Annotated in this window: 14 protein-coding genes and 2 pseudogenes; all 16 read left to right on the top strand. The window is 46.0% G+C overall.

All coding sequences use genetic code 11. The annotated features are described in order from the left end of the window. The first annotated feature begins 193 nt into the window (after nt 1–193). The 16 genes and pseudogenes from FGS84_RS11640 (at nt 194) to FGS84_RS11555 (ending at nt 11,885) form a co-directional block, all read left to right on the top strand. The gene (locus FGS84_RS11640) at nt 194–727 is read left to right on the top strand and encodes a hypothetical protein (RefSeq protein ID WP_138308434.1); all 534 of its coding nucleotides are present in this window, start codon (nt 194–196) and stop codon (nt 725–727) included. A gap of 152 nt (nt 728–879) precedes the next feature. Then, a complete protein-coding gene (locus FGS84_RS11635; RefSeq protein ID WP_138308433.1) occupies nt 880–1,521 on the top strand; it encodes a 4Fe-4S binding protein in 642 nt (213 codons plus the stop codon). Nucleotides 1,522–1,566: 45 nt separating this feature from the next. Next, nucleotides 1,567–2,568, top strand: coding sequence for a Sir2 silent information regulator family NAD-dependent deacetylase (locus FGS84_RS11630; RefSeq protein WP_227147235.1), 1,002 nt, complete (start codon nt 1,567–1,569; stop codon nt 2,566–2,568). Then, on the top strand, nt 2,565–3,011 hold the full coding sequence (locus tag FGS84_RS11625) for a hypothetical protein (protein WP_347563829.1): 447 nt from the start codon (nt 2,565–2,567) through the stop codon (nt 3,009–3,011). Before FGS84_RS11630 ends, FGS84_RS11625 begins: the two co-directional genes overlap by 4 nt. 56 nt (nt 3,012–3,067) lie before the next feature. Then, nucleotides 3,068–3,451: a helix-turn-helix transcriptional regulator gene (locus FGS84_RS11620; RefSeq protein WP_171042612.1), complete on the top strand. Its 384-nt coding sequence runs from the start codon at nt 3,068–3,070 to the stop codon at nt 3,449–3,451. A gap of 3 nt (nt 3,452–3,454) precedes the next feature. After that, nucleotides 3,455–4,237: a protein-ADP-ribose hydrolase gene (locus tag FGS84_RS11615; RefSeq protein ID WP_138308428.1), complete on the top strand. Its 783-nt coding sequence runs from the start codon at nt 3,455–3,457 to the stop codon at nt 4,235–4,237. 51 nt (nt 4,238–4,288) lie between these two features. After that, the gene (locus FGS84_RS11610) at nt 4,289–4,468 is read left to right on the top strand and encodes a hypothetical protein (RefSeq protein ID WP_138308426.1); all 180 of its coding nucleotides are present in this window, start codon (nt 4,289–4,291) and stop codon (nt 4,466–4,468) included. Between the two features lie 206 nt (nt 4,469–4,674). Further along, complete coding sequence (locus FGS84_RS11605; RefSeq protein WP_138308424.1) at nt 4,675–5,502, top strand: AAA family ATPase; 828 nt, start codon at nt 4,675–4,677, stop codon at nt 5,500–5,502. Then, a pseudogene (locus FGS84_RS11600) lies at nt 5,456–5,680 on the top strand (chromosome partitioning protein ParB); the annotation flags it as partial. The gene FGS84_RS11605 and the pseudogene FGS84_RS11600, both read left to right, overlap by 47 nt. A gap of 60 nt (nt 5,681–5,740) precedes the next feature. Then, nucleotides 5,741–6,114, top strand: a pseudogene (locus tag FGS84_RS11595) (TnpV protein). Between the two features lie 366 nt (nt 6,115–6,480). Next, on the top strand, nt 6,481–8,400 hold the full coding sequence (gene tet(O), locus FGS84_RS11590; protein WP_138308422.1) for a tetracycline resistance ribosomal protection protein Tet(O): 1,920 nt from the start codon (nt 6,481–6,483) through the stop codon (nt 8,398–8,400). A gap of 51 nt (nt 8,401–8,451) precedes the next feature. Beyond that, entirely contained in the window at nt 8,452–8,625 is a 174-nt protein-coding gene (locus FGS84_RS11585; protein WP_071705139.1) for a cysteine-rich KTR domain-containing protein, read from the top strand. A gap of 489 nt (nt 8,626–9,114) precedes the next feature. Next, nucleotides 9,115–9,624 (top strand): sigma-70 family RNA polymerase sigma factor, encoded by a 510-nt coding sequence (locus FGS84_RS11570; protein ID WP_347563828.1) that lies wholly within the window; start codon nt 9,115–9,117, stop codon nt 9,622–9,624. Between the two features lie 94 nt (nt 9,625–9,718). Further along, the gene (locus FGS84_RS11565; RefSeq protein ID WP_138308418.1) at nt 9,719–10,150 is read left to right on the top strand and encodes a sigma-70 family RNA polymerase sigma factor; all 432 of its coding nucleotides are present in this window, start codon (nt 9,719–9,721) and stop codon (nt 10,148–10,150) included. Between the two features lie 76 nt (nt 10,151–10,226). Next, nucleotides 10,227–10,700, top strand: a complete 474-nt coding sequence (locus FGS84_RS11560) for a sigma-70 family RNA polymerase sigma factor (protein ID WP_138308416.1) — start codon at nt 10,227–10,229, stop codon at nt 10,698–10,700. Nucleotides 10,701–10,853: 153 nt separating this feature from the next. After that, complete coding sequence (locus FGS84_RS11555; RefSeq protein ID WP_138308414.1) at nt 10,854–11,885, top strand: AAA family ATPase; 1,032 nt, start codon at nt 10,854–10,856, stop codon at nt 11,883–11,885. Nucleotides 11,886–12,156: the final 271 nt, after the last annotated feature.

Genomic DNA, 12,156 nt, shown 5'->3' with positions numbered 1-12,156 from the left:
GGACAGTCTTTATGTGATGTCCGGACGGAGATGCCGGAAGGCGGGATGCATTAAGTGTCCCGCCTTTTAACTTGTCTTTTCCTCTGGGGCTGGTTATAATAAAATGAAATCAGGACACCGGGAAAAACGGATGATGTGCTGCACGGCGCCATAAGCAATTTCATTAAATACGAGAAGTGATTTGGAGAAAAGTATGGAATATCAATGGAATACAGTGACAGAGGAAGAGCTGAAGCATTTATATTATGAGGAAGGCATGACGGACAGGGAGATAGCGGAGCGGTTTGGAGTCTCCATGGGAAAGGTGGCCTATAAGAGAAGAAAGTATGGTATAACCATTAAAAATATGGTATACCAGGAATTCATGGATGAGAATTCAGAATTGTTTGCACAGCTGAATGAAAATTCCAGGGAACGACTGCTCAGAAAGGATAATATTGACGCCATTTCCAAGGCAGTGACCCACTATGTATTCAGGAATGGCCCGGTTGAGGACATGCACGCCAATGGACAGCTGTCGGAACAGGATATGAAGACATTGAACAAGTATATGGTGAACCGCATCGCAGGGCTGCTGACTGCGGCCATGGACGGAGACTGGCTGAATCTGGAACAGCTGTTTTCCTTTTACCGTTTCTTCGGCAGTGACTGGGATGCTGCGGTGCCTGATATGGAAACCATGAAGATGTTGATGGAGCGGATGAAGAAGCGGATGAAGAAGCAGTGACTGGGCTGGAAAGAGGGAGACAGCGGGGATTCATCCGTCATATCAGAACGGTATCTTTTGGATACCATGGCACTTTATAGTGCGTAATTTACCATGTCCTGCGGGCCGGTTATAATAAAAGCAGATTGGGCGGCTGCCCTGGAAAGGATGGGATGACATTGAGTACCGGAAAGACCGGAGATTATCTTAAGATATTAAAGGACGAAATCCATTCTGCTGTGTTTGCCACTGTGGACAGGGACGGGCATCCTGCGGCCAGGGTCATTGATATTATGCTGGCGGATGAAAATACCCTGTATTTTATTACGGCTAAGGGCAAGGAGTTTTACCGGCAGCTGACAGAACAGAAGTATGTGGCCATCAGCGGAATGACCGGGGGCCAAGGCTCCCTCAGCAAAAAGGCCATATCCATCCAGGGCCGGGTGAAGGAGCTGGGGCCCGGACTGTTGGACCGTGTATTTGAAGAGAACCCTTATATGGCGGAGATATATCCTGACAGGGAAAGCCGCATGGCCCTGACTGTGTTCTGCATAACAGGGGGAAGGGGAGAGTATTTTGATTTGTCCGCAAAACCCATTATAAGACAGGGATTTTTAATTGGGGATTGGGATAGGGAAGAAGAGGTCGGATATTTTATCACCAGCCAATGCCGCGGATGCAGAATCTGCTATTCCAGATGTCCGCAGAAATGCATAACCATGGAACGGGTTCCGTTTGAGATACTTGGGGAACACTGCATCCGGTGCGGAAACTGTCTGGAGGTATGTCCCTTCGGCGCGGTGGAGCGCCGGTGAACCGGCTGGGCAGAACCCAGGAAATCAAACAAAGGAAGTGGGATAATGGAAGTCAGGGAACGGAATAAGGGGCTGTTGGAGCAGAACAAAGAGCAGTTAGAGCGGAACAAAGAGCTGCTGAGACAGCGTCTGGAACAGGCGGATGCCATTGTCATCGGTGCGGGCAGCGGCCTGTCCGCGGCAGCGGGCCTGACCTACGCCGGCAGGCGGTTTGAGGAGCATTTCCAGGAGTTTATAGAGAGGTACGGCATGAGGGACATGTACTCGGCGGGATTCTACCCGTTTCCTACCCAGGAGGAAAAATGGGCCTACTGGAGCCGCCACATTTATTATAACCGTTATGACATGCCGGCGGCAAAGCTGTACAGGGACCTGTATGGGATGATGAAGGATAAGAACCACTTTGTCCTGACCACCAATGTGGACCATCAGTTCTGGCTGGCCGGTTTTCAGGATGAGCGTATATTTGCAACCCAGGGTGATTACGGTTTGTTCCAGTGCAAACGGGCCTGCCATAAGAAGCTGTATGACAATGAATCCCTTGTCAGGGCCATGGTGAGGGAGCAGAAGGACTGCAGGATTCCCTCCGGTCTGGTGCCAAAGTGTCCTGTCTGCGGAGGCGATATGGAAGTGCACCTGCGGTGCGACGGTTATTTTGTGGAGGATGAGGCATGGTACAGGGCAGCGGTGCGTTATGAAACATTTCTGAGGAACAACCAGGAAAAACGTCTGGTTTTCCTGGAATTGGGAGTGGGAATGAACACGCCCGGCATCATCAAATATCCCTTCTGGCAGATGACAAAGCAGTGGGACAATGCATATTATGTCAGCATTAACCTGGAGCAGGCGTGGGCGCCGGCTGACATCATGGACCGGTCTTTGGTGCTGGGGGCGGACATTGCCGGTGTACTGGAGCATCTGACACCAGCATCTGCCGGAACGGATGATGGGAGCGGTATGCGGGAAAATGAGCCCGGTGCGCTTGAAAATAGGCCCGGTATGCAGGAAAGCAGTACCGGTTTCCGGGAAAGGAGCAGACAGTCATGAGGCAGATGGACCAGGAACAGCGTCTGGACTATATTGTGGACGCACTTAAGACAGATTCGGTCCTGTACAGGGATATGGAGGTGAGGCCGGGGGACAGGCGCAGGGTTATGCGCTCCCTGATGAATATCCGCATGCCCAAGCCCCTTCCGGCTGGTTTCCTGGAGATTCAGGATGAATTCCTGAGGGAGGAGGCCAGGGAAAAAGGAATTCTGGGTCTGGAGGATATACCGGATGTACAGGAACAGTATGGAAGCAGTATTCCCTTTGGGGACCGTATATCCATATGGCAGGGTGATATTACCCGCCTGCAGGTGGACGCCATTGTCAATGCGGCCAATTCCCGGATGCTGGGATGCTTTGTACCCTGTCACGGCTGCATTGATAATGCGATACCATTCTCAATCACACAGAGTTGTATGCAGTCAAGAATGGCACATGGTTGATGCACTTACGGTATAGGTGGAGTTTTGTTGAGCGTTCTGCCCCGCCACATGAACAGTTGAGATACTATCGAAATTTCAGAGGGCTGTTAGGAAAAGAGCTTGCCGCTCTGATAGGCGTCAACCACGCAACGATTGTAAATTATGAAAATCTAAAATCCCCATTTGATTATAACAACGCAATCAAGATAGCCGAGGTGCTTCAGATTAAAAAAGAATTACTTTTCGATGACTTTAACAAATTTATTGATTATCCATATCATCAGAAGCTGAAAGAGGTACGGACAGAACTACATATGACACAGGTTGAATTTGCTGCATTTTCTGGTATCAATCGTTCTACCCTCTCGGCTTGGGAACAAGGAACTTGGATACCGACCAGAGAGAATTACATATTATTAGCAGAAGCATTTAGAAAGGCTTCGGGAATAAAGGAGGATTGAGCCATGACACATAGCGAAAAAAGATTATATCTGATTAAAGAATTATTGTCAGAAATGCCGCAATATAGGGATATGGACATCCCAGACAATGCAGAGGAACAGAAACGGCTTCTTAGAAGTCTTATGAATATCCGCTCCCCTCGTCCGATTGGGACTGAATTTCTCAAGGTGCAGGACGAGTATCTAAATGAGGAAGTCAAGGAAAAAGGCGTTACTGATTGTGATACTTTACCCGTATCCCCCATAAATAACCGCCTTGTCCTTTGGCGTGGTGATATTACCACATTAAAGATAGATGCGATTGTAAACGCCGCTAACAGTGCTTTAAGGGGATGTTTCGTACCTTGCCACTCTTGCGTGGACAACATCATTCACAGCGTTAGCGGTATCCAGTTGCGTTTGGCTTGCGATGAGCTGATGACAGAGCAGGGATATGACGAACCGACAGGAAAAGCAAAAACTACGCCTGCTTTCAATCTCCCATGCAGCTATGTACTTCACACAGTCGGACCGATTGTATCGGGCATTTTAACAAAAAAACATTGTGAACAGCTTGCTGATTGCTATAAATCTTGTTTGGAATTGGCATCTGATAAAGGTTTAAAGAGTATTGCCTTTTGCTGTATTTCCACAGGGGAATTTCATTTTCCGCAGAAAAAAGCAGCTGAAATTGCGGTAAAGACGGTTACTGATTTTTTGCAGACGGATACACAGATAGAAAAGGTAGTCTTTAATGTTTTCAAGCAAGATGATTACGATATTTACAAAGAGATTTTGCATATTTGAATATTTCAGCACTTCCGTATATGATGAAATTAAGAAATGGAGGTGTTGTTTATGAGAGAAAAGAAAAATCATTTGTATGTGGATAGCCAAGAAAGAACATTGCTTTTACATAGCCTTGTGGAACTAAAAAATCAGCTTATACAGCAAGGCAGATATACGGACTGCGTTGACGAGTTGATATTTAAGGTAGTAAACGCACCGACTAAGAGAATGAAAATTGAATATGTCTAAGGCACATTACTATGAAGCCGCTTATTCTTATTTATTTTTAAGAGTAAGCGGCTTTTTTGCGTGTTGCAATGAGCCAAGTAGAAATGCTTGCATTTCCATTTGGCGACTGCACGGTCAGCGAGATGCTAATCGAGCTGCGTTCTCTGGTACTGTTACATAGCCACCTTGACAAAGTGGCTAAATCTATGCGAAAGGAGGACGCACCTATGTCAAATTGCAAAGTAATCGCTCTGACGAACCAGAAAGGCGGTGTCGGAAAGACCACTACGGCGGTCAATCTGGGTGTCAGTCTGGCACAGCAGGGTAAAAAAGTCCTGCTGATTGATGCCGATGCACCGGCAAATCTTACGATGTCGCTTGGCTATGGCAGACCCGATGATTTATCTGATACGCTCTCAAGCATCATGCAGGACGTGATAGACGATAAGCCTGCCAATGTCCAGAAAGCTATCCTGCACCATGACGAGGGCGTTGACCTGCTCCCGTCCAACATTGAACTGTCGGGCTTGGAAGTAAGGCTTATCAATGCCATAAGCCGTGAAAGCGTGCTGAAAACCTGCATCAATGAGGTGAAAAAGAATTATGATGTGGTTCTTGTGGATTGTATGCCGAGTTTAGGTATGCTCACAATCAATGCACTTGCGGCGGCTGACAGCGTGGTTATCCCGACACAGCCCCACTATCTTTCTGCCAAAGGCTTAGAGTTGTTGCTTCGCTCCGTGTCTAAAGTCAAACGGCAAATCAATCCCCATCTGCGGATTGACGGTATCTTAATGACAATGGTAATGCCACGCACGAACATTTCTAAGGAGATTACCGCAACGGTAAAAAGTGCCTATGGACAGAGGATTAAAGTTTTTGATGCCCAGATACCCCATTCTATCCGTGCGGTTGAAGCCACCGCAGAGGGAAAAAGCATTTTTGCCTATGACAAAGGCGGCAAAGTAGCCGCAGCCTATGAACAGTTTGCAAAGGAGGTGGCAGAGATTGGCGAGAAGCAAAAGAACAGGAATCGAGCTGACCGCATACGATGACCTCTTTGAAACAGACGAGAGCCGTGCAGAAGCGAATTTAAGCAAGATAAGGGAAATACCCATTTCCGAAATTGACGAGTTTCCAGACCACCCGTTCAAGGTTTTAATGAATGAGGATATGGAACAGCTTGTGGAAAGTGTCAGTCGGAGCGGCGTAATGACCCCTGCGACAGTTCGGCAGATGTAGGACGGATTTTGCGGACATTCAAAATAAAAAAGAATGTGGAGGTAACAGACAATGGCAAAATCATTATTTGAGGAACTGGACGGCAAATACGAAAGGCAAGGGGATTATTTGATACCGTGCTTAACTGTACCCGCCGAAGAAGAACAGGCAATAGGCATCTGGGGGCAACGGCATTTAGATTATCTAAAACAGTACCGTAAAGTTACATACACCAATCTTCTTACAAGCGGCAGGCTAAACGCCTACCTTGCCGACATCAACAGACAGGCACAGGAACGCTTTGAAAGGCTCATAGAGGTATGAAACAGGCACAGGGCATAACGGAACAGCTAAAGGCAGAAAACGCCTTAGAATGGACAGGATGCCTCAATAACATAAGGGCTTGTGCGAGGGAGATTGTGGAAAAGGAAATTATTTTTGCATAAACAGATGATTAGTGGCAGGGGGAAATCCTGCCGCTTTTTCTGCTTTAGTTTGTCAGCTTGACAAATAAAGGGTTAAGGAATATAATTAGATTCAGTATTATACAAGGAGTTAATAAATATGCGGCAAGGTATTCTTAAATAAACTGTCAATTTGATAGTGGGAACAAAAAGTAGCAGTCCCGTTTCACTTTTAATATGGGGCTTAGTTTTTTGTACCCAGTTTAAGAATACTTTTATCATGTAATTTTATATGCCCGAAAACATATAAGTGTTTTGGGGCTATTGGAGTTATTTACCCAGTGATAGGAGTATTTATCACTGGGTATTTTTATGCCCTTTTTTGGGTGTTGATAGGAGGAAAATCACATGAAAATAATTAACTTAGGCATTCTGGCTCACGTTGACGCAGGAAAGACAACATTAACGGAAAGTTTATTGTATACCAGTGGTGCAATTGCAGAACTAGGGAGCGTAGATGAAGGCACAACAAGGACAGATACAATGAATTTGGAGCGTCAAAGGGGAATCACTATCCAGACAGCAGTGACATCTTTTCAGTGGGAGGATGTAAAAGTCAACATTATAGATACGCCAGGCCATATGGATTTTTTGGCGGAAGTATACCGTTCTTTATCCGTATTAGACGGAGCAGTATTATTAGTTTCTGCAAAGGATGGCATACAGGCACAGACCCGTATACTGTTTCATGCACTACAGATAATGAAGATTCCGACAATTTTTTTCATCAATAAAATTGACCAAGAGGGGATTGATTTGCCAATGGTATATCGGGAAATGAAAGCAAAGCTTTCTTCGGAAATTATAGTGAAGCAAAAGGTTGGGCAGCATCCCCATATAAATGTAACGGACAATGACGATATGGAACAGTGGGATACGGTAATTATGGGAAACGATGAACTATTAGAGAAATATATGTCAGGGAAACCGTTTAAAATGTCAGAACTGGAACAGGAAGAAGACAGGAGATTCCAAAACGGAACGTTATTTCCCGTTTATCACGGAAGCGCTAAAAACAATCTGGGGATTCGGCAGCTTATAGAAGTGATTGCCAGTAAATTTTATTCATCAACGCCTGAAGGTCAATCTGAACTATGCGGGCAGGTTTTTAAGATTGAATATTCAGAGAAAAGGCGGCGTTTTGTTTATGTGCGTATATATAGCGGAACATTGCATTTGAGGGATGTTATTAGAATATCTGAAAAAGAGAAAATAAAAATCACAGAGATGTGTGTTCCGACAAACGGTGAATTATATTCATCCGATACAGCCTGCTCTGGTGATATTGTAATTTTACCAAATGATGTTTTGCAGCTAAACAGTATTTTGGGGAACGAAATGCTGTTGCCGCAGAGAAAATTTATTGAAAATCCTCTCCCTATGCTCCAAACAACGATTGCAGTAAAGAAATCTGAACAGCGGGAAATATTGCTTGGGGCACTTACAGAAATTTCAGATGGCGACCCTCTTTTAAAATATTATGTGGATACTACAACGCATGAGATTATACTTTCTTTTTTGGGGAATGTGCAGATGGAAGTCATTTGTGCCATCCTTGAGGAAAAATATCATGTGGAGGCAGAAATAAAAGAGCCTACTGTTATATATATGGAAAGACCGCTTAGAAAAGCAGAATATACCATCCACATAGAAGTCCCGCCAAATCCTTTCTGGGCTTCTGTCGGGTTGTCCATAGAGCCGCTCCCTATTGGAAGCGGAGTGCAGTATGAAAGCAGAGTTTCACTTGGATATTTAAACCAATCGTTCCAAAATGCGGTTATGGAGGGGGTTCTTTATGGCTGCGAGCAGGGGCTGTATGGATGGAAAGTGACAGACTGTAAAATCTGTTTTGAATATGGATTGTATTATAGTCCTGTAAGTACCCCCGCAGACTTTCGGCTGCTTTCCCCTATCGTATTGGAGCAGGCTTTAAAAAAAGCAGGGACAGAACTATTAGAGCCATATCTCCACTTTGAAATTTATGCACCGCAGGAATATCTCTCACGGGCGTATCATGATGCTCCAAGGTATTGTGCAGATATTGTAAGTACTCAGATAAAGAATGACGAGGTCATTCTGAAAGGAGAAATCCCTGCTAGATGTATTCAAGAATACAGGAACGATTTAACTTATTTCACAAATGGGCAGGGAGTCTGCTTGACAGAGTTAAAAGGATACCAGCCAGCTATTGGTAAATTTATTTGCCAACCCCGCCGCCCGAATAGCCGTATAGATAAGGTTCGGCATATGTTCCACAAGTTAGCTTAACAGCTTGCAAAAGTCATATAAAATGAGATTTGAAAGGATTAGAGACTAATTATGATGAAATGCGAATGGATATTGTGTCCTGTTTGTGGGAGCAAAACCCGTAATAAAATTAGGAAGGACACTGTTTTGAAGAATTATCCCCTTTATTGTCCAAAATGCAGACAGGAAAGATTGATTAAAGTTGACAACTTGAAGATAACTGTCATCAAAGAGCCAGACGCTTAAGACGCAGAGCCGATGAAATTGTGGAACAATTCACGAATCATCGGCTCTTTTTGTTTCGTATTTGAAAGAACAAACTCACCAAATAAAAAAAACGATATTCGGGTGGGTTATTTTGTTATACCCTAATTTACCCTCTGAATTTGTTTTTAAATTTGGAGGGATTTTTTTATGTCCTTTTTTCGGGCGGTTATCTATCTGCTCATACGAAGTAAAATTTATCAATACATAACACATCAGAGAATGGCAGGAAACCAGTTAAAAAAATCTTTGTCTATGCAACAGTACTTCCTGCCTTGAAAGTAGAAGTACAATCTCCATACAACAGAATTAGCATTTCCTATAACCGTAAAGGTCACAGAGCCTTTGCGGTTTTTCTTTTGTCATTTTTTGTTGGAATATGCCGCAGGGCTGTTTCTGATATGCGGTGTCGTTCTCCGCCTCTCCATCTGGATTTTTTACATTTCAAAAATTCAGATGGAGGTATTAGCGGTGAAATACGCACCAAAAAAAGTATATATCAAAGAAAGCGGCAGTTATGTGGAACTGTCCTACACGGAGTTTTGCAGCCGCAGGAACGCCGACCAGACCTATATGGACAAGCTGTTTATCCCCATTCAAGGATGTCTGCTTGAAGTCGTGAGGGAGCAATACACAGACTTCTACCGTGACAAGGAACGGTGGCGTTATCTGCAAAAATTAGATACAAAGAATAGACTGCTATCTCTCGACGGATTTACAGACAGCGAGGGTAATTCTCTGGACTTTATCACTGATGAAGCGGTGGACATTGCAGAAACCGTTGTCAATGCGGTCATAGTGGACAGGCTGAAAGCCGCCCTGCCTTTGCTGTCGGATAGTGAACAGGAGCTGATACAGGCAATCTTTTTTGACGGACTTTCCGAGCGTGAAGTCGGGGCGAGGTTGGGCATAACCCAGAGCGTTGTAAACAAACGCAAAGCCAGAATCCTAATAAAACTAAGAAAGATAATAGAAAATTAAAATTTAAGGCGTTCAGCCCCCTTGTTTTTTCCTTTGGGAAGATGAGGGGGCTTTTCTCTGCCCTCTCAATCAATTCTGATTGGAGGAAGTAAGAATGGCATACAACCACGGACGGGAGGACAGGAAATGGCGTATCTGGAAAGAAGCGGAGGAAAAGCTGCTGCGTGAGTGCGGCGTTGATGAAGCGACTATTGAGCAGATACGAATAGCGGACAGGGCAGACTTCAATTCCAACAGGCGGTTTTACCGATGGACGAATGACGTTGCGGAATACCTTGAGGATATGGCAGACAGGGAGCGGCAGGCGGAAGTGGGTACGGTTGCGGAGTTACTGGACGAGATTGAGAGCGAAAATCTCTATCAAGTATTAGTCACGGTGGACGGGCGTACCTTGAAAATCGTCCTGCTGAAAATGCAGGGGTATTCCACAAAGGAGATTGCCCCGCTCGTGCATTTGACGACTGGCGCCATCTATGCGAGGTTAGACCATCTGAGGAAGAAGCTGCGAAAATTTTATAGCGTCTAAAACAGCCTGCCGTCCTGTGGGCTACTGGGTGAGGGATGGAAATCCCCTCACTCATTTTTGGCAGGAGGACAACAGGATGGTATACAGAGTTAAGGCATACACGCTTCGGGAGGAATCTACGGAAAGCGGCACAAGGTATTTTATCAGCTTTAAGGACGGGCAGGGCAAATCCCACGAGTTGGAAGTGTCGGAACAGTTCTTTATGGAGTTTCGGCAGATGGAACGCAGGAACAGGAGTCTTCTCCAATGGGACGAGCGGCACAGGGAGTTTAACGAGGTATGGGACGAAACCCTTTACAGACGGGCGTTGCGTGTGCCTAAGAGCCTTGATGAACACATGGTTGAGGAAGAACGGAATGAAACGCTCTGTAAGGCGGTTGGGAGCCTGCCAGAGATACAAAGGCGGCGTTTCCTGCTCTATTACGAGTATGAGTTCAATTTTTACCAAATCGCCGCTATGGAGCATTGCACCGCTTCGGCAATACAGAAATCTGTTGCGATTGCAAAGGAGAAAGTAAAGGCGGAAATGAAGAAGTATCTCCAACCGTGACCGACACCGTCCGAAAAGGAAATCTGTTTTTTATTTGCGTAGGATTGGCGGCATTACATACTCTCACTTTTTTCGTGGGAGTAAATCTATTTTTAAGGAGGTCAACGCCTATGTGCAACGAAAACAAAAACACCGCTCGAAAGGAGGAAACCCATGCAGAAGTTACAGACAGTCAACGCCGAAACGCTCCTTTATGAGCCGCTTGAGAAGCCGTCCTTTGTGGTGGACAGCCTTATCCCCACAGGATTGTCGCTGTTCTGCGGCTCACAGAAGATAGGCAAGAGCTGGCTTATGCTGAAGCTATGCTTATGCGTGTCGCAGGGAATCCCCTTATGGGACATGACGACAATGGAGGGCGACGTGCTTTACCTCTGCCTTGAGGACACGTTCTGCCGCATACAGGACAGGCTGTTCCGATTGACGGACGAAGCAAGCGGGCGGCTCCACTTTGCCGTGGCAAGCTGCAAGCTGTCAGACGGTCTTATCGTGCAGTTGGAAGATTATCTGAAAGACCATCCAGACAGCAGGCTCATTGTGATTGATACCTTGCAAAAAGTCCGAACCGCATCCAAAGACAATGCCTATGCAAGCGACTATGGGGACATCTCCCTAATCAAAGACTTTGCCGACAGGCACTCTCTGGCGGTCATTGTCGTACACCACATCCGAAAGCAGAACGACAGCGACGTGTTCAACAAGGTGTCTGGCACGACAGGCTTAACGGGGAGTGCAGACGCTACCTTTGTTCTGGAAAAGGAGAAACGTGCGTCTGACACCGCCAAGCTGTATGTGACAGGCAGGGACACGCCTTATCAGGAATACACGCTGCGTTTCCGTGATTGCAGTTGGGAACTTGTGGAGAGGAAAACGCAGGAGCAGCTTGCGAAAGAAACGATACCAGACGTCCTTTTTCGGTTGGTGGATTTTATGAGGGATAAGGAAGAATGGGCAGGCACGGCAACGGAGCTGTTAGCCGCTATGGGGGAAACGGAAACCATACCCACGGTGATTACGAAATGGCTGAATGAATACCGCACCACATTTTTAAATGAGAACCATATCGCCTATCAGTACAGCCGCAAAAAACACGGCAGGCAGATTGCCCTTGCAAGGAGGGCGGGTGACAGCGGTGACGGTGGTGACGGCGATATTGGGATACCCCTTGTTACTGTCATTGACGGTTAAAGCCATGTAAAGCTGGCGGCTCTGCCCTGCGGGTGACAGCGGTGACGGCGGTGACAGTGATTTTAGGATACCCCGCCGCTGTCATCCCTACGGGAGAACACCCCGTAAACGCAAAGTGCAGGCGTGGGATTTACCCGTCCTTTTCGGGCGTGTAAAACCACCCCTGCGGTCAGAAAAATCTCTCCGATTTTTCCGACTGCGTTTACAGGGTGTAACACACTACACTTTGCCCTGCAAAGTCGTGTGCCAGACGTTCCCTCTGGACTCCCTT

Origin of the sequence: Clostridium sp. 1001271st1 H5, assembly GCF_005845215.1 — a bacterium.
Lineage (GTDB): Bacteria > Bacillota > Clostridia > Lachnospirales > Lachnospiraceae > Enterocloster.
Note: the sequence above shows the minus strand (reverse complement) of the source record. Positions and strands in the feature narration are given on the sequence as shown.

What these genes read in the sequence shown, in the direction of transcription:
- FGS84_RS11640 (WP_138308434.1), top strand. Translation starts at nt 194, where the DNA reads ATGGAATATCAATGGAATACAGTGACAGAGGAAGAGCTGAAGCATTTA.
- FGS84_RS11635 (WP_138308433.1), top strand. Translation starts at nt 880, where the DNA reads ATGACATTGAGTACCGGAAAGACCGGAGATTATCTTAAGATATTAAAG.
- FGS84_RS11630 (WP_227147235.1), top strand. Translation starts at nt 1,567, where the DNA reads ATGGAAGTCAGGGAACGGAATAAGGGGCTGTTGGAGCAGAACAAAGAG.
- FGS84_RS11625 (WP_347563829.1), top strand. Translation starts at nt 2,565, where the DNA reads ATGAGGCAGATGGACCAGGAACAGCGTCTGGACTATATTGTGGACGCA.
- FGS84_RS11615 (WP_138308428.1), top strand. Translation starts at nt 3,455, where the DNA reads ATGACACATAGCGAAAAAAGATTATATCTGATTAAAGAATTATTGTCA.
- FGS84_RS11610 (WP_138308426.1), top strand. Translation starts at nt 4,289, where the DNA reads ATGAGAGAAAAGAAAAATCATTTGTATGTGGATAGCCAAGAAAGAACA.
- FGS84_RS11605 (WP_138308424.1), top strand. Translation starts at nt 4,675, where the DNA reads ATGTCAAATTGCAAAGTAATCGCTCTGACGAACCAGAAAGGCGGTGTC.
- FGS84_RS11585 (WP_071705139.1), top strand. Translation starts at nt 8,452, where the DNA reads ATGATGAAATGCGAATGGATATTGTGTCCTGTTTGTGGGAGCAAAACC.
- FGS84_RS11565 (WP_138308418.1), top strand. Translation starts at nt 9,719, where the DNA reads ATGGCATACAACCACGGACGGGAGGACAGGAAATGGCGTATCTGGAAA.
- FGS84_RS11560 (WP_138308416.1), top strand. Translation starts at nt 10,227, where the DNA reads ATGGTATACAGAGTTAAGGCATACACGCTTCGGGAGGAATCTACGGAA.
- FGS84_RS11555 (WP_138308414.1), top strand. Translation starts at nt 10,854, where the DNA reads ATGCAGAAGTTACAGACAGTCAACGCCGAAACGCTCCTTTATGAGCCG.